This window comes from Paenibacillus sp. JT22N1 (assembly GCF_059692155.1).
Genome location: NZ_JCAUAW010000005.1, coordinates 370615 through 390223 on the forward strand (window position 1 = coordinate 370615; position 19609 = coordinate 390223).

Annotated in this window: 21 protein-coding genes; 14 read left to right on the forward strand and 7 right to left on the reverse strand. The window is 45.7% G+C overall.

Annotated elements, in window-relative coordinates:
* Positions 1-4: 4 nt before the first annotated feature.
* The 4 genes from AC58UU_RS12865 to AC58UU_RS12880 all read left to right on the forward strand — a co-directional run bounded on the left by AC58UU_RS12865 (position 5) and on the right by AC58UU_RS12880 (position 4453).
* Positions 5-1726 (forward strand): GMC family oxidoreductase, encoded by a 1722-nt coding sequence (locus tag AC58UU_RS12865; protein WP_497316122.1) that lies wholly within the window; start codon positions 5-7, stop codon positions 1724-1726.
* 40 nt (positions 1727-1766) lie between these two features.
* Positions 1767-2495 carry a twin-arginine translocase subunit TatC gene (gene tatC, locus AC58UU_RS12870; RefSeq protein WP_497316124.1) on the forward strand — a complete coding sequence of 243 codons (729 nt, stop codon included), beginning with the start codon at positions 1767-1769 and terminating at the stop codon, positions 2493-2495.
* Positions 2496-2531: 36 nt separating this feature from the next.
* On the forward strand, positions 2532-2729 hold the full coding sequence (locus tag AC58UU_RS12875) for a twin-arginine translocase TatA/TatE family subunit (protein WP_047681186.1): 198 nt from the start codon (positions 2532-2534) through the stop codon (positions 2727-2729).
* Between the two features lie 224 nt (positions 2730-2953).
* Entirely contained in the window at positions 2954-4453 is a 1500-nt protein-coding gene (locus tag AC58UU_RS12880) for an IMP dehydrogenase (RefSeq protein WP_497316126.1), read from the forward strand.
* 497 nt (positions 4454-4950) lie between these two features.
* On the opposite strand, the gene AC58UU_RS12885 is transcribed toward AC58UU_RS12880, so the two are convergent.
* The 4 genes from AC58UU_RS12885 to mnmL form a co-directional block, all read right to left on the reverse strand.
* The gene (locus tag AC58UU_RS12885) at positions 4951-5916 is read right to left on the reverse strand and encodes a type I phosphomannose isomerase catalytic subunit (protein WP_497316128.1); all 966 of its coding nucleotides are present in this window, start codon (positions 5914-5916) and stop codon (positions 4951-4953) included.
* Positions 5917-5991: 75 nt separating this feature from the next.
* Entirely contained in the window at positions 5992-6570 is a 579-nt protein-coding gene (mnmM, locus tag AC58UU_RS12890; RefSeq protein ID WP_497316259.1) for a tRNA 5-(aminomethyl)-2-thiouridylate-methyltransferase MnmM, read from the reverse strand.
* Between the two features lie 31 nt (positions 6571-6601).
* On the reverse strand, positions 6602-7192 hold the full coding sequence (locus tag AC58UU_RS12895) for a c-type cytochrome (protein ID WP_497316130.1): 591 nt from the start codon (positions 7190-7192) through the stop codon (positions 6602-6604).
* Between the two features lie 79 nt (positions 7193-7271).
* On the reverse strand, positions 7272-8237 hold the full coding sequence (gene mnmL / locus AC58UU_RS12900; protein ID WP_497316132.1) for a tRNA modification radical SAM protein MnmL/YtqA: 966 nt from the start codon (positions 8235-8237) through the stop codon (positions 7272-7274).
* A 149-nt stretch (positions 8238-8386) separates the two neighbouring features.
* Here mnmL and AC58UU_RS12905 point away from each other — a divergent pair, with 149 nt between their 5' ends.
* The 3 genes from AC58UU_RS12905 (at position 8387) to trmB (ending at position 10031) form a co-directional block, all read left to right on the forward strand.
* Positions 8387-8890 carry a WGxxGxxG family protein gene (locus tag AC58UU_RS12905; RefSeq protein ID WP_497316134.1) on the forward strand — a complete coding sequence of 168 codons (504 nt, stop codon included), beginning with the start codon at positions 8387-8389 and terminating at the stop codon, positions 8888-8890.
* A gap of 124 nt (positions 8891-9014) precedes the next feature.
* Positions 9015-9224, forward strand: a complete 210-nt coding sequence (locus AC58UU_RS12910; protein ID WP_497316136.1) for a hypothetical protein — start codon at positions 9015-9017, stop codon at positions 9222-9224.
* Positions 9225-9299: 75 nt separating this feature from the next.
* The gene (gene trmB, locus AC58UU_RS12915) at positions 9300-10031 is read left to right on the forward strand and encodes a tRNA (guanosine(46)-N7)-methyltransferase TrmB (RefSeq protein ID WP_171692574.1); all 732 of its coding nucleotides are present in this window, start codon (positions 9300-9302) and stop codon (positions 10029-10031) included.
* Positions 10032-10103: 72 nt separating this feature from the next.
* Here trmB and AC58UU_RS12920 read toward each other — a convergent pair whose 3' ends face one another.
* Together AC58UU_RS12920 and AC58UU_RS12925 are read right to left on the reverse strand one after the other, a co-directional pair.
* Entirely contained in the window at positions 10104-11234 is a 1131-nt protein-coding gene (locus AC58UU_RS12920; protein ID WP_497316138.1) for an MGDG synthase family glycosyltransferase, read from the reverse strand.
* A 4-nt stretch (positions 11235-11238) separates the two neighbouring features.
* Complete coding sequence (locus AC58UU_RS12925; RefSeq protein ID WP_497316140.1) at positions 11239-11766, reverse strand: phosphatase PAP2 family protein; 528 nt, start codon at positions 11764-11766, stop codon at positions 11239-11241.
* A gap of 189 nt (positions 11767-11955) precedes the next feature.
* Between AC58UU_RS12925 and AC58UU_RS12930 the strand changes: the two genes are divergently transcribed.
* The 5 genes from AC58UU_RS12930 to rplT all read left to right on the forward strand — a co-directional run bounded on the left by AC58UU_RS12930 (position 11956) and on the right by rplT (position 16095).
* The gene (locus tag AC58UU_RS12930; RefSeq protein WP_497316142.1) at positions 11956-13140 is read left to right on the forward strand and encodes a glycosyltransferase family 4 protein; all 1185 of its coding nucleotides are present in this window, start codon (positions 11956-11958) and stop codon (positions 13138-13140) included.
* A 355-nt stretch (positions 13141-13495) separates the two neighbouring features.
* The gene (locus AC58UU_RS12935) at positions 13496-14731 is read left to right on the forward strand and encodes a glycosyltransferase family 2 protein (RefSeq protein WP_497316143.1); all 1236 of its coding nucleotides are present in this window, start codon (positions 13496-13498) and stop codon (positions 14729-14731) included.
* 227 nt (positions 14732-14958) lie between these two features.
* Positions 14959-15459 carry a translation initiation factor IF-3 gene (infC, locus tag AC58UU_RS12940; RefSeq protein WP_047681158.1) on the forward strand — a complete coding sequence of 167 codons (501 nt, stop codon included), beginning with the start codon at positions 14959-14961 and terminating at the stop codon, positions 15457-15459.
* A gap of 32 nt (positions 15460-15491) precedes the next feature.
* Entirely contained in the window at positions 15492-15695 is a 204-nt protein-coding gene (rpmI, locus tag AC58UU_RS12945) for a 50S ribosomal protein L35 (protein ID WP_171692578.1), read from the forward strand.
* A gap of 40 nt (positions 15696-15735) precedes the next feature.
* Positions 15736-16095 (forward strand): 50S ribosomal protein L20, encoded by a 360-nt coding sequence (gene rplT / locus AC58UU_RS12950; RefSeq protein WP_028553998.1) that lies wholly within the window; start codon positions 15736-15738, stop codon positions 16093-16095.
* Positions 16096-16342: 247 nt separating this feature from the next.
* On the opposite strand, the gene AC58UU_RS12955 is transcribed toward rplT, so the two are convergent.
* Positions 16343-16546, reverse strand: a complete 204-nt coding sequence (locus AC58UU_RS12955; protein ID WP_497316146.1) for a hypothetical protein — start codon at positions 16544-16546, stop codon at positions 16343-16345.
* A gap of 781 nt (positions 16547-17327) precedes the next feature.
* Between AC58UU_RS12955 and ilvB the strand changes: the two genes are divergently transcribed.
* Together ilvB and ilvN are read left to right on the forward strand one after the other, a co-directional pair.
* Positions 17328-19073 carry a biosynthetic-type acetolactate synthase large subunit gene (ilvB, locus tag AC58UU_RS12960; RefSeq protein WP_497316148.1) on the forward strand — a complete coding sequence of 582 codons (1746 nt, stop codon included), beginning with the start codon at positions 17328-17330 and terminating at the stop codon, positions 19071-19073.
* Positions 19073-19561: an acetolactate synthase small subunit gene (ilvN, locus tag AC58UU_RS12965; RefSeq protein ID WP_057305082.1), complete on the forward strand. Its 489-nt coding sequence runs from the start codon at positions 19073-19075 to the stop codon at positions 19559-19561. Before ilvB ends, ilvN begins: the two co-directional genes overlap by 1 nt.
* Positions 19562-19609: the final 48 nt, after the last annotated feature.

The following is a 19609-nucleotide window of genomic DNA, read 5'->3' on the forward strand; positions in this document are numbered from 1 at the left end:
GCATATGGCTACAAAAATGCCGAAAGTTCCAGTTGTGATTGTTGGAATGGGATGGGTCGGGGGCATCATTGCCGCGGAATTAGCTAAGCAAGGGGTTAAGGTAGTTGGATTGGAACGCGGGAAGCCGCGAGCTACACAGGATTACTATATGGTGCATGATGAACTGCGTTATGCCCAGCGGTTGGATCTCATGCAGGATCTATCGAAGGAAACGATAACGTTTCGCAATACGGAGAAAATGACCGCAGTTCCGATGCGTGAACACGGTTCTTTCCTGCTAGGAGAAGGACTTGGCGGAGCAAGCATACACTGGAACGGGCAAACCTATCGATTTCTTCCTTACGATTTTGAAATTTATAGTAAAACGGTTGAGAGGTATGGGAAACAGAAAATACCAGATGGAATGACCATTCAGGATTGGGGTATTACCTACGATCAATTAGAGCCGTATTTTGACAAATTCGAGAAGATGGCGGGAATTTCTGGCGATCCAGACCAAAACCCTTTGGTTGGTAAGCGCTCGAGCCCTTTTCCTACTAAACCGATGGTGAAAACTCCGGTCTTGAAGCTGTTTGAAGAAGCAACGAAAAAGCTGGGATATCACCCCTATATGATGCCTTCGGCCAACCTGTCGGAACAATATACGAATCCCGATGGGATCACCCGGGCAGCCTGCCAATATTGTGGATACTGTGAACGCTTTGGTTGTGAATACGGAGCGAAGGCAGATGCCGTGGTCACTGTACTTCCAGTTGCCCAGAAATCAGGGAATTTTGAGCTGCGTACCTATTCTAATGTTATACAAATTCTCAATGACGGTAAGAAAGCTAGTGGGGTTGTATATATTAACACGATAACGGGAGAACAGTTTGAGCAGCAGGCTGATGTGGTCATTATGGCGAGCTACGTGTTCAATAACATTAAGCTCTTGCTAACTTCGAAGTTGGGCAAGCCTTACGATCCGGCTACCGGTAAAGGAGTTATCGGGAAAAATTATTGCTATCAGACCAATGGGGGCTCAGCCGCCGGATTTTTTGACGATAAGGAATTCAATTTGTATGCCGGCGCAGGATCACTTGGCATGGAAATTCCTGATTTCAATGGAGACAATTTCGACCATAGTAATCTTAACTTTCTTCATGGGGCTGGAATGCGCATTTCACAGACGGGGCAGCGGCCAATCGCAACCAACTCGGTTCCGAAAGGAACACCGACATGGGGTAAAGACTTCAAGCAAAAGTCACTAAAATATGCGAACAGTGTACTGTCTGTTTCTCCTCAGGGCAGCAGTTTGCCGTGGAAGCATCATTATGTGGACTTGGATCCTACCTATAAAGACGCTTATGGCCTGCCGCTGCCTCGAGTTACTTTCGATTTTGAGGAGCAGGACAGGCAAATGGTCAAATTCATGGCTGGCAAGGCAGCCGAAATCATGAAGGAAATGAAGGCTACGACAATAGGCTCCTCGGATCAACTTGGACCTTACAATATCGTCCCTTATCAATCTACGCACAATACCGGGGGCGTCATTATGGGGGCAGAACCTGCAACTTCTGCCGTAAATTCCTACTTGCAAATGTGGGATGCTGAAAATGTTTTCGTTGTCGGAGCGTCAGCTTTCGCGCACAACAGCGGCTACAACCCTACGGGTACGGTCGGGGCACTTGCTTATCGGGCAGTAGAAGGGATTGCGAAATATTTGAAACAAGGTGGAATGGTTGTTTAATCAAGGTAGGGCAGAGGACTTTGTTTAATGGGGTGAAGGGATGGAGCAGGAAGATTGGATCTTTCATTTGACCGAAGTCCGCAAACGTTTGCTGATTGTGTTCGCATGGTTTGTGGTTACACTAAGCATTGGGTTGTATGTTTCACCTAGAATCCTGCGGTATATGAAATCGCAACCTTTGGTAGGTGAAATTGAGTGGAACGTGTTTTCGTTCACGGATGGGCTGACGATCTACATGAAGTGCGCTTTCCTGGTTGCTTTATTGTTCACAATTCCAGTGCTGCTTTATCAAGTGTGGGCATTCGTTCGTCCTGGTCTTACTGACGCGGAGGCTAAGAGCACCCTTCCCTACATACCGGTGTCATTTGCACTGTTTATTATCGGGGTATCGTTCAGCTATTGGGTGGTATTCCCGATGATGATTCGTTTTATGATACGTATGAATCACACGGTCGGCGCTGTGGAAACGTATGGGATCGACCGCTACTTTTCGTTTTTGTTCGAAGTTGTATTCCCCATGGCAATCGCCTTTGAATTGCCCGTAGTCGTTCTATTTCTAACAAGAATCGGTCTACTGAAGCCGCAGCGATTGAAAATGACGAGAAAATACGCCTACGTTGGTTTAGCGATCATAGGCTCATGCATCTCCCCGCCCGATATGATATCTCATCTATCGGTCACGCTGCCATTAATCTTGTTGTTTGAAATTAGCGTTATGGTTGCGGGCTGGCAATGGCGAACCATGCAGGAAAGTCCTGCGAACAGCTGACTTTCAATTAAGCACAAAGAAAAGAGGATGATGTTCATGTTTAACAATATTGGTGTATCTGGGTTAGTGTTAATTCTGGCTATCGCTTTAATCGTGTTCGGTCCGTCTAAGCTGCCGCAGCTTGGTCGAGCGTTTGGTGATACGCTCCGCGAGTTTCGCAACTCTACCCGTAATATCATCGAAGATAATGAGCGTGATCCACTTATCGAAAATGAGGGCAAGAAGCCGCTTTAAGTCCGTCCATCTTTTGAAAAAACGGCTACATGTTAGCGATGCGTGAAATACGCCCGCGAATAGCCGGTGTAAAATTGGTTTTTAGGCGTTACAGAGCGAGCTGCCGATAGGTCGCCGTTTTGTAACGCCTTTATTGGTATTGCTAAAAAAATCCATTGACCACAGGTGAGGTTCAGTGATAAGATTGAAAAAATTTACCTATGGATCAAGGAGGGAATCGTAAAGTGGCTACGTATTACTTAGAACCATCCCGCACGTTTAGTGAGTTTTTGTTGATTCCTAATCTTACGACGAAGGAATGTACACCGGCGAATGTGAAGCTTAAGACACCGTTAGTTAAATTCAATAAAGGTGAGGAGCCTGCGATCTCGCTCAATATCCCGTTTTCATCTGCTGTCATGCAGGCCGTATCCGATCATGGAATGGCGATTGCTTTGGCGCGGAGTGGCGGGATTTCGTTTATCTTTGGCTCGCAATCGATTGAAGAAGAAGCACTTATGGTACGTAAAGTAAAAGGGTACAAGGCAGGATTTGTAGTTAGCCGCTCGAACTTAACTCCCCAGCATACGCTAAGTGATGTACTGGCGTTGAAAGAAGAAACAGGTCATTCTACAGTTGCTATTACCGACGATGGTACACCGAATGGAAAATTGCTTGGTATTGTAACGGGGCGGGATTACCGGACAAGTCGTGACCCTCTCGATCGCCAAATACATCAATTTATGACGCCTTTCGATAAATTGATTTACGGCAAATCAGGAATTACTTTGTCGGAGGCTAACAATTTAATTTGGGATCACAAGCTGAATTGTTTACCGATTGTGGATGAGCATCAGAAGCTCGACACCCTCGTTTTCCGCAAGGATTACGATGAGCACAAAGAAAATCCGATGGAGCTTTTAGACGGTAACAAAAGCTATATTGTTGGTGCGGGGATTAATACGAAGGATTACAAAGAGAGAGTGCCTGCGCTTGTTGAAGCGGGAGTAGACATTCTGGTCATCGATTCCTCAGATGGTTATAGTGAATGGCAGCGGGAAACGGTTCAGTATGTGAAAGAGAATTTCAATGTGAAGATCGGTGCAGGTAACGTTGTAGACCGTGAAGGGTTCCTTTATCTTGTGGAATCAGGAGCGGACTTCATTAAAGTCGGCATCGGCGGCGGGTCTATCTGTATCACTCGTGAGCAAAAAGGGATTGGCCGCGGACAAGCCTCTTCCCTCATGGAAGTTGTTGAAGCCAGAGATCAATACTTCAAAGAAACAGGTACCTACATTCCAATCTGTTCCGATGGTGGTATCGTACATGACTACCATATTACATTAGCCTTAGCGATGGGCGCAGATTTTGTTATGCTGGGCCGATATTTCGCACGGTTCGATGAGAGCCCGACCAGAAAGCTGAAAGTTGGAAACAACTTTGTGAAAGAATACTGGGGAGAAGGCTCCAATCGTGCCCGCAACTGGCAGCGTTATGATACGGGCGGCAAAAACAAGCTCTTGTTTGAGGAAGGCGTCGATTCATATGTTCCATATGCTGGAAGCCTACAGGAGAACCTGGACAAGACGCTTGGCAAAATAAAGTCAACGATGTGCAACTGTGGATCATTAAGCTTGGACGAGCTGAAGAGCAAAGCGAGAATTGCGCTCGTTTCCGCAACCAGTCTTGTTGAAGGCGGAGCGCACGACGTTATTTTAAAAGAGAGCAGCTTATCCGAAGAATAATAGCTGGGTATAGAAAAGGCTCTCCACAATCATCTTAGAGATGATAGGTGGAGAGCCTTTTTGGACTAATCCATAATATAGCTTTCTGCTCCAAGTAAACAATATATCAGCAAAATGACCCCATTCAGACACTTTTGAATAGTTTATGTATCTTCTCATTTAGATGCAAATAGTGCATCTAATATCGGTCTTGTCTCTGGTTTCAGGAAATTAGATGTATTTAGTGCGTCTAATTTCCGCATATTCCACCAAAACGGAGCATATTCGTCGAATTAGATGTACTTTTTACATGTATTCTCATGGAATCGAGCATATTGGCTAGATTAGATGCACTTTTTACATCTAATCTGATGATAGGTACCAATTCAAGTAAGCCCCAAAGTGATCTCCCCGTCAGTTAGTAATCCCCAACGCGCAAGCTCAGATGCATTAGGAATAACAAAAAAACGCCCCTTATTCATCAAAACATGAGTGGGACGTTCTTCATCGAACATCAATTAAGGCAAGTAGCTGCGAATAACCGTCATATTGCCTTCTAGCGCATAGCTGCCAAGATTGGCAGGAAGCAGGAAGCAGTCGCCAGGCTTCGTGGAGATGCTGCCATCTGCCCACTGGAGGGTTCCGTTACCGTCTGCAATAACGAGGATGACGAAGCTTTCAGGAGAAGTGCTTAGCTCCCATTTCGGTCCTACTAGGCCTTTTTCCACGGTGAAGAAAGGAGACTGGGCGAGCGTTAACCAAGTGCCAGCCTCATTTAAATCTGTTTTCATGAAAGTGGAGCCGGAGCCTTCATACGCGATAACGTTGAGCGAATCTTCAATATGAAGATCACGAGGTTTACCGTCCAGTCCAGGACGATTATAATCGTACAAACGATAGGTCGTATCGGAATTTTGCTGAATCTCGGCAACTAGGACGCCAGCGCCAAGAGCGTGGACAGTTCCTGCTGGGATGTAAAAGGAATCACCGGCTTCAACAGGCACTTCCTGTAAGCAGTCCAAAATGCGGTTTTCTGCTATTGCTTGAGCTAAGCTTTCACGTGTAACGCCTTCTTGCATGCCATATATAATTTTGGCGCCGGGCTTGGCATCAAGGATGTACCACATCTCTGTTTTGCCGAGCTCGCCGGCAGCCAAATTCTTGTAATGATCATTCGGATGTACTTGTACGGAAAGATCGTCTTCGCAATCCAATAACTTGATGAGTAGTGGGAAACGGCCGTTTTTTTCGGAAAATCCTTTCGTGCCGAACAACGTTTTGCCGTATTTTTCGCGAATTTCGTCTAGACCAAGCCCTGCTAATTCGCCATTAATAACCTTCGTCGTTCCATTCGGGTGATCGCCAATCATCCAGCCTTCGCCAATAGCGCCTTCTGGAAGCTGAAAACCAAACTTTTCTAAGGCTCTTCCACCCCAGACACGTTCTTTCATTTCAGGTTGAAATTGAAGCGGGTATGATTTCACTAACTATCCCTACTTTCTTCTCTAATTTCTCCTACCTAATAGTGCTAATGCACTCTCTAGCATTATATCATGCGTCTATCTTTTTTCTAGAGCTAAGAGATAGGGAGCATGCGGGCTGGTATTCATGAATTGGTAGCGCAGCACCTGAAAGGCTGCGAGTGGAAGGCGGTGGGCCCAGCTTTCGACGGCTGCAGCTTCTTCCGAGCCTCCATCGTGTCCGCTGTAGAGCACGATGGTCACGATACCACCTTTGCGGAGCAGGCGGAGGGCAGCCTCGAGAGCAGGAATGGTGGATTCCTGCTTCGTAATGGTTGCCGGATCCGCGCCGGGCAGGTAGCCGAGATTGAACGTGACCGCGGCGACCTTGCCGTGGCGGTCCTGCGGCACAGCCGCCTCCATGAGCGCATGGCTGCATAGGCTCATGTGCACACAAGAAGATGCGTCTGGAAGTTCTTTCTCCAGACGCATCTTTGTTTGATCCAGTGCTTGCTGCTGGATATCGAAGCCGTAAACGCTGCCGCGGGTGCCGACCAGCTTCGCTAAGAACAAGGCATCCACGCCGTTGCCCAGGGTCGCGTCGACGACGGTATCGCCCGGCTGAGCCCGCTGATTAATTAGTTGATGAGCAAAACTTAATACCGAAACAAAACCCATGCGATGAAAGCCCTCCATGCTGCTTATACGATCATTTTTTGTCTGCTAGCCATGCGGCTAGCACTTCGATTTCTTCGGATTTCAGTGCGCTTTTGAAAGGTGGCATATCGCCTTTACCTCCCATGATCTGCGCAATGATCTCATCCTTGGTTTTGTGCGAACCGACCTTCGTCAGGTTCGGCCCGAAGTCGCCTGCAAGCCCTGCCCCGTGGCAGGACATGCAGTTGTCCTTGTACAGCACCTGCGCCTGCGCTGCGGTGCTGGTGCCGCCATCCGCAGGCTTAGCGGATGGGGATGGCGCCGCGCTGGCAGGCGCTGGCGTTGCAGTCGGCGCCGGCTTCGCCGTAGCCGCCTCTTTCACTGCTGGTGTCGCTACAGCAGAAGTCGGTTTCGCTGTCGCCGCTGCGCTCGGCTGTGGAGTGCTGCTTGCCGCCGGCTGCACCGTAGCGGCTGCGGGTGTTGCCGGCGCTGCAGCAACCGGCGACGCACTTACTACCGCCGTCGGTGACGTTGACGGTGCCACAGAACTTGGCGCCACGGCAACTGGCGCCGGCTCTCCTCCGCATCCAGCGACAATTAGCATCATCCCAACAATGGCTACTTGAGCTCGTTTCATCATCATGATCATCCATCTCCTTTAGTCATTCTACCTATATAAAGGAAACGGATAATAATCTATTTTGGTTTTATGGTTTTTATATTTAACCTTGGTTAGCTTTGCCCTTCCAAAGTTTACCCTGCCAAGTATTTCTTTCTTTCAAAAGGCTATCAAAAGCATTCAGGACTTCCCACTTTTTGAGGCTCCACATCGGACCAATCAGTAGATCGCGGGGCGCATCTCCAGTAAGGCGATGGACAATCATTTCCGGTGGCAGAAATTCGAGCGTATCAGCGATAAGCTTCACATATTCGTCTTTTTCGAGGAACTGAAGCAAGCCGGCTTCGTATTGTTTCACCATAGGTGTTTTACGCATTAAATGAAGTAAATGGATTTTAATGCCCTGAACATCCATTTGAGCGACTGCTCGTCCGGTATCCAGCATCATTTCGTGGGTCTCCCCAGGTAATCCATAAATAATGTGTGCACATGTGCGAATATTATGCTTTCGAAGCTTGGCGACCGCATCCAAATAGCACCCTGTGTCGTGAGCGCGATTGATGAGTTCAGAGGTTGATTCATGTACGGTTTGAAGGCCCATTTCGACCCATAGATAGGTACGTTCATTCAACTCCGCCAAGTATTCGATCACATCATCTGGTAAACAATCCGGTCTGGTAGCAATGGATAAACCCACAACGCCTGGCTGCTTTAAAATAACTTCATAATATTCCCGCAGCTCCTCAACTGGTGCATACGTATTCGTATAAGCTTGAAAGTAGCCGATGTATTTGGCTTCCGGCCACTTCAGATGCTGGAGATCACGAATCTTATTAAACTGGGTAACCAGATCATCGCGGCGGCTTCCGGCGAAATCACCTGACCCCCGTGCGCTGCAAAATGTGCAGCCACCGGTTGCAATATTGCCATCACGGTTGGGGCAAGTAAAACCTGCATCCAGCATGACTTTAAAAACCTTCCCGCCAAAAGCTTCACGCATTTCATAATTCCATGTATGGAAACGTTTGTCCCCCCATAATTGAGGCGACTCCTGAGTAATTGTAGACATATGGTTGCTCCTTTCTTTCCAACCTATTGTAGCGAAATTGAAGCATGAAAGCGACCCCTGCCTTTCCAAGAAGTTCCCCGTTAAAAGAGAGCCATACGGAGCATGATAACTTTGCATAACTATTACATGCCGAAAGGGGATTTGAACAAGTGAAAAAGTTTCGTACAATTACTTTGGCGGTAGCTCTGACAACAGCATTAAGCTTTGGGGCAACTAGTGCATTGGCTAACACTGTAATGGGGACAACGCCAAGTGCTACGCCAGGAACTACGGGGATAGGAACTACGACAACATCGGGATATACAGGAAGTAATTATGATGCTACGACAGGTATGGGTACAACTGGCACAACTGGCACACCTGCCCCCTATACGGGGTACGGTACTGGTACAGGTTCCTATTCCGGGACAGGAACAGGTTCTGGTGTTATTAGTCATATCAATGAATATGGTAACAATATGATGGACCGAATGAGTATTAAGGGTACACACCCTGGTACACACACTGGAAATTATGATACTTCATCTTATCGAACTTACGCGACTACCCCAACAAGTGGCACTCGTACGAATTGGGGATGGCTTGGTCTATTAGGTCTGTTAGGCTTAACTGGCCTAAGAGGGAAAGACAAACGAAGAGATGAAGCTAGATAAATAGCTATTATTTTAATGCGCCTTCCAATTGGAGGGCGTTTTTCTTTGTCGCTAGAATGATCTGCCATTCATAAAGAACATCGTCCTAACGAAAGCTATCATTAATGAGGCAGAAGGAAAGCAGGTGAATGAGTTGGTTAAGATGTCCCTAGATACCGATACGTTATCCGTCGAGTTGACCATTAAAGAAGCATTCGCTTTGAGCAGTGGCGTGAAATACGCTGAAGACCCGAGCATTTCGAAGAACGCAAGACGAAAAGTACTGCGGTCTTTGGAGCAAAAGCTGTTTCCAGCCACATCGAATACCATTGATTATCATACCCTGGAAGTGTAATTCCCTTTGATTTTTTTCCTCGAATCGTCTATGATTTGTATTCGATAGCTTGTACGTGTAGGAGGCAAAAAGTAGATGCGTTTACGGGGAAGAAAAGGAATTCGAGAAGATATAGAACGTCAAAAGGAACTCGTTGTTTTAAATGCCAAGGAATATAAAGGCAAATGGGCCGAGTTATTCGGTAACAACAACCCGATTCATGCCGAGCTTGGGATGGGCAAAGGTCGCTTCATTAGTGAAATGAGTAAGAAATATCCGAACATTAATTTCATTGGTGTTGATATGTATGACGAATTGATTCGCAAAGCAAGTGAGAAAGCAAAGAATGCTCATGAAATCAAGACGGATGATGAGGCAGAGTCTGCGCCAAGCATTCCGAATTTGAAGCTCATGCTTTTCAATATTGAACATATTGAGGAAGCTTTTGCTGAAGGTGAATTAGAGCGAGTTTATTTAAATTTCAGTGATCCATGGCCGAAGAAAAAGCACGCTCGTAGACGTTTAACGCATCCGGGCTTTGTTGAGAAATATCAGCAAATATTAAATGCGAACGGCGAGATTCACTTGAAAACCGATTCGCAATCATTGTTCGAATTCTCGCTCAATTCTTTTGCAGACATGGGACTGAGAATGCGAAATATTTCCTTAAATCTGCATGTGGATGGGATTCATCCTGACCATGTTATGACAGAATACGAAACAAAGTTCGCCGGACAAGGCATGAATATTCATCGCTGTGAAGTGGTTATTGGTGAAAATGTGCTTGCTTCTCATCTGGAACAATTGAACAAAGCCAAATCGGAATAGGTTTATACACAAATTAAGCTAATCTTCCACTGCATAAACTGCGGTAGGAGATTAGCTTTTTTGTTACACGAATTATCCAAGCAATTGCATAATGACCTCTGAACAATCAGCTGAGGGAAGATACATCTTCTTTTTATGATAATTAGAAACGCGCTTAGCCTCTACATCCGTGTAGCGACTTGCCAACATCGATAACCAGTTCGCAATTGTATCTGCAGATCGGATCGGTTCGCCAAAGCCAAGTTGAGTAAAATAGTGGACATTCTCTTCTTCCTGACCCGGTATCGGATCGTAGAACAGCATGGGGATCGACTTTGCAAGCCCTTCTGAGCAGGTCATACCCCCAGGCTTCGTAACAAGCAAATCGGAAGCTTCCATCAACTTGCCGATTTCTTGGGTAAACCCAAGCAAATGGATATTGGGATGCTGATATCTGGCGTCCATCGTCAGCTTTGCTAATGCTTTCTCATTATTGCCTAAGCAAAATATGAATTGGATCCGATCTCTCCATGTTATCAGGTGCTCACTGAGCGAATCGCCGCCAATTAATCCCCAGCCGCCTCCCATAACTAGTACGGTAGGCAGAGATGCCAGCTGGAATTGTTGTCGAATCATCGATTTATCGTGAGCAACACGAAAGCTTGGATGAACAGGAATTCCAGTAATTTCGACTTGAGCTGCCGTGATACCGCGGCCTAGCAATTTATTTTTGACGTCTTCTGTCGAAACCATATATTTATTTACTTCTCTACTGACCCAAGTCCCATGGACATCGTAGTCCGTAATGACCGTACATAACGGAATGTCTAAGCCAGCTCTTTTCAACCTAGATACCACAACACTGGGAAAAGGGTGCGTGCAGACAATAGCTTGAGGAGCCCACTGCTGGATAATCGCCGCTGTCTGTGCATAAAAAATGCGATGTAAGGCCAATTGCGTCAAGCGGTTGAGCGATTTTTTGTATTGAGAGCGGTACAATCGGCCGTACAGCTTGGGCTGAGAGGTTAGTGTCTTTTTGTAAGCATGGATGATCCAAGGTGCTAACGTCGGGTGCAGGAATGAGCCTAATTCTAATACACGTGTTTCGATTGTAGAACAACGCTGCTCTAAGCTTACGGCAAGTGCATAAGCTGCTTGCGTATGTCCGGCTCCAAAGCCTTCAGAAAGAATGAGAACCCGTTTTTTACCATGCAAGACATCCATTCGTTTACCCCCAGAAAGCTACTGTCACTAGAGAAGCCGTCGTTCCAATTAAACATCCAACGATACAATCGGAAGGATAGTGCAGCCCTAGGTAGATACGTGATAGACCAACGATTAATGCGAGCGGTATGAGAATAAGTCCAAGTACAGGCATGGCTGTAACAAAAGGGAAAATGATTGAGAAGATAGCGGTTGTATGCCCGGAAGGAAAGGAATGATCCGTCAGCGGATTTTTATAAGTAATGGTTTGAGGGTGTACCAGGTAAGGTCTAAGTCTTGGGTATTTCTTTTTAATAATAGCAACTGGAATATGACTGATGGTTAAGGCAAGGAGAGCTTGAATACCTGCTGTCCGCAGCGGGCCTTGCCCGAACAATGCAAAGCATAAGGATATCGCAATGGAGGCTGTGGCCCCGCCTAAATGTGTGATTTTATTAAAGAAATGATCAAGGAAGAAGTGCTGGATACGTTGATTCACAAAGTGGAATACGCGTGTTTCATGATGCTGAAGCCAGTGTACGACCCTGCTCATGAGTAGTAGCCTCCTTCGCTGCTTCGGTTACTTTCTTAAGTCTTATTGTAAAGAACATTTATTAAAGGAAGATTAACTCAGTAATAAATTTTAAGAAATTCAATTTAACGTTCATCTGATCTTCCGATAACAATCTTGTGCTAGCATGATGTGAAATAAGGGAATTGAAGGTAAATAGTAAAGGGGCTGATGAGGTTGAGAGTTGCCTTATTTACAGATACATTCCTGCCAGATGTAAATGGAGTTGCCAAAACACTTGGCAGATGGACGCGGTTTTTGGAATCCAAAGATGTGGCATGCAAAGTGTTTGCCCCTACTAGTATGACAGAAGGTGACAACGATCCGTTCCGTGTAGAACGTTTTTACAGTATTCCCTTTTTATTGTACCCCGAATGTCGCTTAGCTATCCCAAATCCCCTCAATGTTCGCAAATCCCTCCATGCCTTTCAGCCTACAATCATTCATTGTGCAACCCCTTTCAATTTGGGACTTTTTGGCTTGCACCATGCTCGCAAACACAAAACGCCATTAGTTGCGTCCTACCATACTCACTTCGACCAATATTTGAGTCATTATAAAATTCCTTGGGTGGAGCCTACGCTCTGGAAATACATGCAATGGTTTCATCAAAGCTGTCAGAAGGTGTATGTGCCTTCGATGTCTACCTTGCAGCATCTACAAGCCAAAGGGTTAAGTCATTTAGAGATTTGGAGCCGCGGTGTCGACGCGGAACGTTTCCAGCCGATTGTCGACCGAAAGTCAGTACTCGGGACATATGGCGTTGATCCTGCAAAGTTCGTTATGCTTTATGTCGGGCGTTTAGCCCCTGAGAAGAGTGTAGAGGTCGCACTAGATAGTTTTACTGCACTGCCAGCTGCTATCAGAGATGATTGCCATCTAATTATTGCTGGTGACGGACCGTCTGCCGGAGTGCTGCGCGAATGTTATGGAGGGGCTTTAGGAGTTACTTTTACCGGATTCGTTCAGGGGACACAGCTAGCTGAGCTCTATGCGGCTGCAGATGTGTTTCTTTTTCCTTCGGCGACAGAGACTTTCGGCAATGTTGTACTGGAGTCCATGGCTTCTGGGACAACGGTGATTGGAGCTGCTGCTGGCGGGGTACAAGATACTATTGAGCATGAAGTGACGGGTTTACTATGTCCGTCTGGCGATGTTGCTGCTTTCACACAAGCAATCGTAAGATTGTATGAATCACAGGAGACTCGTCATAGACTTGCCATTGAGGGCAGGGAGTTTGCCCTGCGTCAATCTTGGGATCACATATTTAACCAATTGTTGGCCAGCTATGAAGAAGTGGTCTATAGGACATCTGCAAATCAGCCTCACTTACGTTCAACACGTATGATCCAATAATAGGGGAAGCCACGCAAAAGTTGTCAGGGAGAGCTCAGGTGAATTATAATAAACCCCGTATCACATGGGGGCGGCTTGTTCGTGTTCGTCTAAATGGTGAACTTTTGGTACACAATAAAATGAAAAACGTTGAAAACAGGACTTTAACGATCTGATTTCAAGCACATGCTGCATAGTCTGTGCGCTTTCCGCTCAAATCTCAGAGAAATGGCTTTTATTCCGTCATTGTGAACTTTGACAAATTGGTGGAAAGAGAGGAAAATCAAGAACGGTTATTCACATGGTACATAAAACTGCGCATACGCGTATAAAAAGATAGCTTGTGTGCATAAACAAAAAAGGGGGACTTTGCTTCATGCTTGACAAGATTATGCTTACCTTTCAAATTGGCTTGGCCTTGGTCGGTGCGTATCAGTTGTTTTTAACTTTTTTCGGATGGTACCGTCCCAGAAACAAACAGAAATTTGCTCCCCAGAAATCGTTTGCCGTATTGGTTGCCGCTCATAATGAGGAGCAGGTCGTTGGCGCATTGATCGAGAATCTGAAGGCTTTGGATTACCCCAAAGAGCTTTATGACATCTTCGTGATTTGTGATAACTGTACAGACAATACAGCGGATATTGCACGTAGTCATGGTGTTCATGCCATGGAACGTCACAACCCGAACCTGAGAGGGAAAGGTTATGCGATCGAATGGATGCTGAAGGTGCTTTGGAAGCGGGAGCGTCAGTATGACGCCATTGTCATGTTTGATGCCGACAATCTTTCCAGTCCTGATTATTTGATGCACATGAACAATGATCTTTGCTCAGGTTCCAGAGTTATTCAAGCTTACCTAGACAGCAAGAACCCGACCGATTCCTGGGTTACTGGCTCCTATGCAATCTCGTATTATTTTGCAAACCGCTTCTGGCAAATGCCCCGTACGAACTTAGGGCTTGCTAACTACTTGGGTGGCACAGGAATGTGTTTTGAATCCAAGCTGCTAAAACAGATCGGATGGGGAGCTACGAGCCTTGTTGAGGATCTGGAGTTCTCGATGCGTTGTATCAAGCTCGGTATTCGCCCGACTTACAACTACGAGGCGATTGTCTATGATGAGAAGCCATTGACGTTTAAAGTATCAGCCAAACAGCGCTTGCGCTGGATGCAAGGACACTTTGATGTGGCCAAGCGTTATTTCTTCCCCCTATTGTGGCAAGGTATCAAAGAGGGCAGCTGGACCAAGATTGACGCGGCTATCTACTCCGCTAACGTATATAACTTCTTTTTCGGTGCGATTATCTCTGTGCTGCTTTGGATTAAATCGGTGACTCCAGGTTGGTCAGACACACCTATGCTTGCCGATATCAATCCTATTTTCTTTAACACCGTCAGCATAGCGATTTATGTACTACTGCCTATTTCCATGTTGGTTGAGAAGGCTCCTGGCAAAGTATATAAATATTTAATTCTTTATCCAGTGTTTATGCTTTCATGGTGGCCAATTACGTTCTATGCGTTCTTCACGCAAAACAACAAACAATGGAGCCATACGGAGCATACACGTGTGATTCGTCTAGACGAAATGAAAAGTAAACAAGTGAGTTGACTTTCTCTGAATGAGATGATATTATATTTCAAGTAAAAGCAGAAGCGCCCGCTTCTCACCTGACCGACACCTGTTGGCTGGTTTGAATGAATCGTCATGAATGTACAATAGGTTTGCATGAACCTGTTATTGATGAAGATGTGGGCCACTGCGCCCGCATCTTTTTTATATTGTTAGAGAGAGCGTTACATACTTTTTGGAGGTGGAATACTATTAGCAAAGACCATATGATTAATGACGAGATTCGTGTGAAGGAAGTACGCCTGATTGGGGCGGACGGAGAACAACTCGGCATCACGCCGATTCGCGAAGCTCTTCAAATCGCACTTGACGCGAATTTGGATTTGGTAAATGTGGCACCGACGGCTAAGCCGCCAGTATGCCGCATTATGGATTACGGTAAATTCCGTTATGAAACACAGAAGAAAGAAAAAGAAGCTCGCAAGAATCAGAAAATCGTGGATATCAAAGAAATTCGCTTAAGCGCGACAATCGATGAGCACGACTTCCAAACAAAGCTTCGCAATGCCGTTAAGTTTCTTGGCGAAGGCGATAAAGTGAAAGCCAGCGTAAGATTCCGTGGTCGTGAAATAGCGCACTCGGAGATTGGCCGTAGAGTGCTTGAACGTTTAGCTACTGAAACAGCTGACATTTCCTCACAGGAGCGCGCTCCAAAGCTTGAGGGAAGAAGCATGATCATGATCTTAACGCCGAAAGTCACTACCTAGGCGTTATACTAAATTAGGAGGAACAAAACACCATGCCGAAAATGAAAACACACAGCAGCTTGAAAGGCCGTTTCAAAATTACTGGCACAGGCAAAGTGATGAGATACAAACAAGGTAAAAATCACTTACTTTCCGGTAAATCATCACGTACTAAACGTGTTCTTGGAACAAACCCAGTTATGGCTCCAGGCGATGTACGTCGTCTGAAACAACAACTTTCTAACATTAAAGGTTAATATTCGAACATTATTTATACATCCCAGGAGGTAGTTAACAATGGCAAGAGTCAAGGGCGGATTTATTCGCGCTCACCGTCGTAAGAAAATTTTGAAACTAGCAAAAGGTTATTTCGGTTCCAAGCATCGCTTATTTAAAACAGCTAAAGAACAAGTAATGAAATCTTTAGTGTATGCATACCGTGACCGTCGTCAAACGAAACGTAACTTCCGCAGACTGTGGATTACACGTATCAATGCAGGCGCTCGTCAAAACGGCTTGAGCTACAGCAAATTGATGCACGGCCTGAAATTGGCTGGTATCGAAGTTAACCGTAAAATCTTGGCTGATCTAGCTGTGAATGATTCCAAAGCGTTCAACGATTTGGCAACAGCTGCAAAAGCAAAAGTAAACGCGTAATTGCGTTCTTAGAAGCCTGTTCCCTTTAGGGAACAGGCTTCTTTTTGCATAAAATGGACGAGGTTTAAACGTTGGAAGGTGTTTCTGATCGACGATGTTTACGTTGGGTACATGCATAGACGGCCCTCTAGTATAAATTGATCATTTTTACAAATAAACCCATAAATAAGAGCAAAGTGACCATAACGTCAAGTCGCTCCAGAATATCTGTATTAACTGAACGGCCTGTTGTGGAGGATTCCAGAAATCAAATCAATAATATCAATGCTCCGTAACTTAGGAAAATGAGTGGTAACAGGGCCTCACTCACTCTGAAGAATGTTTCGATACCCATGGCAACCGCGTAAGTAGCAAGTAATACAATAATGAGCATCGTTAAAAAGGGTATCACATCTGCAAATCCGAATACATCCGCATTTTTCTCGATAGCAGATTGAAAGGCTTTGGTCATTAAGTTCTTAACTTCCTCATTCGCAATGTCTTCTGTAGCTTTAACGCCCTTTAGCTTAGAAACGTCCTCGCAGGCTAATAAACCGAAGATCGGGGGATTTAACAGCCATAATGGCGGTATTACCGTCCAAGGGAGCTGCCAAGAGGTCTACGCCCTCAATCGTAGCGGTCAAATTACTAATGGTTAAAGCTTATTCAGGAGCAGTTCAATATTCTCTTGCAGGTCGGTTGAAAGCGGAAAAGGGATTGGCAGGGACGATTTCATCAGTAGCCCCCTAATTTTCCTAGATTGGTATTATCTTCTCTCACAAGATTTGGTTTTATTCAGTTTTACTATTGACTATTCTTCAGGGGATGCATATAATAATCTCTAAATCATATTATATATGGTGATCTACACTAATGAATCGGCTATGAAGAGGAAGAAGTAATAAGGGCACTTATGCGCAGAGAGCGTTGGACTTGCTGAAACCATCGCCTTAATCCCTTACGTACGAAGTCACCTCGGAGCTGTTTTCCTGAAACTTGCGGCACAACCGTAGGCAATAGGGGAAATCGGAAGAGCACACGTTATCGTGCTGAGGGTATTGTTCTTCATGAGCATACCTGCTAAGGCTATGTGCTGTGAGGCGCGTAGCAAATTTGGGTGGTACCACGGAAGCTTGAACCCCTTTCGTCCCGTTTACACGTTACGTGCGTGTATGGGATGAATAGGGGTTTTTCTTATTGTCTAAGAAAGCTCGATGATTCACATGAACTTACTTTTTGAGAGGAGGATCACAATGAATGTTCAAACTGAACCAAAGAGATCAAAAGAAGAATTGATTGAGAAGCTTATGAAGCCGGACCTGATTACAGGCTCCGAAATTCTGCTAAGAAGCTTATTGCTGGAGGGTGTGGACTGCGTCTTTGGATATCCGGGCGGCGCTGTTTTGTACATCTACGATGCTATGCATGGTTTTGATGATTTTAACCACTTATTGACTAGACATGAGCAAGGCGCCATTCACGCAGCTGATGGATATGCACGTTCCACAGGTAAAGTTGGCGTATGTATCGCAACTTCCGGACCGGGGGCAACGAACCTCGTCACAGGAATTGCTACAGCATATATGGATTCCGTTCCGTTAGTCGTCATTACAGGTAACGTGGCTACAAACTTCATTGGTACGGATGCTTTCCAAGAGGCTGATATTACCGGTATTACAATGCCGATTACGAAGCACAGTTACTTGGTTAGAGACGTAAACGATCTACCGCGCATCATTCATGAAGCGTTCCATATTGCGAACTCAGGTCGTAAAGGTCCGGTTCTCATTGACATTCCAAAGGATGTCTCCGCTCATAAAACGATATATAAACCCGTAACGGATGTAAGTATCCGCGGTTATAACCCAACGGTGCAACCGAACAAACTGCAAGTGGATAAGCTGATCAAAGCTATCGAAGAAGCAGAACGTCCAGTCATTATTGCAGGTGGCGGTGTTGTATACGCAGACGCATCCAAAGAATTAATCGAGTTTGTTAATAAAACACAGATTCCGGTTGCAACGACCTTACTCGGATTAAGCGGCTTCCCAAGCGCTCATGAGCTATGGCTTGGAATGCCAGGGATGCACGGAACATTTACAGCGAACACAGCGATTCAGAATGCGGATCTCTTGATTTCTATCGGCTCCCGATTCGATGATCGCGTGACGATGAATTTGAATGGTTTTGCTCCAAAAGTGAAGAAAATCGCTCACATTGACGTTGATCCTGCGGAAATTGGCAAGAACGTGAAGACCGATATCCCATGTGTTGGCGACGTGAAAGCTGTTCTGGAATATGCGAACACCAAAGCAAAGCCTGCGAAGAGCGAAGCGTGGATTGCTGAACTTCAGGAAAGCAAAGAGAAGTTCCCTCTGAAATACGGCAATACCGAGACGGAATTGAAGCCACAATTCGTTATCGAAATGATTAGTGAGACGACGAAAGGCGAAGCGATTATTACAACAGACGTTGGACAGCATCAGATGTGGGCTGCTCAATTCTATCGCTTCAAAAACCCGCGTTCCTTGGTTACATCCGGTGGTCTTGGCACGATGGGCTTCGGATTCCCATCAGCGATTGGTGCTCAAATGGGTAACCCGGATAAACTCGTTGTATCCATTAATGGCGACGGCGGCGTTCAAATGTGTGCGCAAGAGCTTGCGATCTGTGCGATTAACAACATTCCGGTGAAGGTTGTTATTATTAACAACCAAGTGCTGGGCATGGTTCGTCAATGGCAGGAGATCATTTATGATAACCGCTATAGCCACATTGACCTGGCTGGCAGCCCCGATTTCGTGAAACTGGCAGAAGCTTACGGCGTAAAAGGCTTGCGTGCCACGACGAAGGAAGAAGCAAGAAGAGCATGGCAGGAAGCGCTCGATACACCGGGTCCTGTCGTTATTGATTTCGTCGTGCCAAAAGGAGAGAATGTGTTCCCAATGGTTAAAGCAGGCGATACAATTAGTGACATGTTAATGGGGGATTCGGAATAATGACAACTAAACATACAGTTTCCGTACTCGTAAACAATCAGCCTGGTGTCCTGCAGCGTGTATCCGGTTTGTTCGGACGCAGAGGCTTCAATATTGAAAGCATCACCGTAGGGGAGTCCGAAGAACTCGGACTTTCCCGAATGGTTATAGTCACCACAGGAGACGACAACACGCTTGAGCAAATTTCTAAGCAATTGTACAAGCTGATTGATGTCATTAAAGTCATCGACCTAAGCTCGAACCCAATGGTTGCCAGAGAACTTGCACTCATTAAAGTAAATGCAGAACCGATTATGCGTCCGGAAATACTCGGTATTGTAGAGACATTCCGCGCAGCAGTTGTAGATATTGGGCCAGCCTCAATTATCGTGCAAGTTGTAGGAGATTCAGATAAAATAGATGCTATGGTCGAATTACTTCGTCCTTATGGCATCCGTGAGCTTTCCCGCACAGGAGTCACAGCGATGATTCGCGGTTCAGTTAAATAAGTAATTAGGCAGTTTGGGTAAAGAGGTAAAGCCTCCTTGAGTGGGGCT

Excerpts from the sequence above, each read along its gene's own strand:
- AC58UU_RS12935 (WP_497316143.1), top strand. The coding sequence starts at position 13,496 with ATGCTTGACAAGATTATGCTTACCTTTCAAATTGGCTTGGCCTTGGTC.
- mnmM (WP_497316259.1), bottom strand. The coding sequence starts at position 6,570 with ATGGGTTTTGTTTCGGTATTAAGTTTTGCTCATCAACTAATTAATCAG.
- mnmL (WP_497316132.1), bottom strand. The coding sequence starts at position 8,237 with ATGTCTACAATTACTCAGGAGTCGCCTCAATTATGGGGGGACAAACGT.
- AC58UU_RS12895 (WP_497316130.1), bottom strand. The coding sequence starts at position 7,192 with ATGATGATGAAACGAGCTCAAGTAGCCATTGTTGGGATGATGCTAATT.
- AC58UU_RS12930 (WP_497316142.1), top strand. The coding sequence starts at position 11,956 with ATGAGGTTGAGAGTTGCCTTATTTACAGATACATTCCTGCCAGATGTA.
- infC (WP_047681158.1), top strand. The coding sequence starts at position 14,959 with ATGATTAATGACGAGATTCGTGTGAAGGAAGTACGCCTGATTGGGGCG.
- tatC (WP_497316124.1), top strand. The coding sequence starts at position 1,767 with ATGGAGCAGGAAGATTGGATCTTTCATTTGACCGAAGTCCGCAAACGT.
- ilvB (WP_497316148.1), top strand. The coding sequence starts at position 17,328 with ATGAATGTTCAAACTGAACCAAAGAGATCAAAAGAAGAATTGATTGAG.
- rplT (WP_028553998.1), top strand. The coding sequence starts at position 15,736 with ATGGCAAGAGTCAAGGGCGGATTTATTCGCGCTCACCGTCGTAAGAAA.
- trmB (WP_171692574.1), top strand. The coding sequence starts at position 9,300 with ATGCGTTTACGGGGAAGAAAAGGAATTCGAGAAGATATAGAACGTCAA.
- rpmI (WP_171692578.1), top strand. The coding sequence starts at position 15,492 with ATGCCGAAAATGAAAACACACAGCAGCTTGAAAGGCCGTTTCAAAATT.
- AC58UU_RS12865 (WP_497316122.1), top strand. The coding sequence starts at position 5 with ATGGCTACAAAAATGCCGAAAGTTCCAGTTGTGATTGTTGGAATGGGA.
- AC58UU_RS12955 (WP_497316146.1), bottom strand. The coding sequence starts at position 16,546 with ATGACCAAAGCCTTTCAATCTGCTATCGAGAAAAATGCGGATGTATTC.
- ilvN (WP_057305082.1), top strand. The coding sequence starts at position 19,073 with ATGACAACTAAACATACAGTTTCCGTACTCGTAAACAATCAGCCTGGT.
- AC58UU_RS12920 (WP_497316138.1), bottom strand. The coding sequence starts at position 11,234 with ATGGATGTCTTGCATGGTAAAAAACGGGTTCTCATTCTTTCTGAAGGC.
- AC58UU_RS12925 (WP_497316140.1), bottom strand. The coding sequence starts at position 11,766 with ATGAGCAGGGTCGTACACTGGCTTCAGCATCATGAAACACGCGTATTC.
- AC58UU_RS12875 (WP_047681186.1), top strand. The coding sequence starts at position 2,532 with ATGTTTAACAATATTGGTGTATCTGGGTTAGTGTTAATTCTGGCTATC.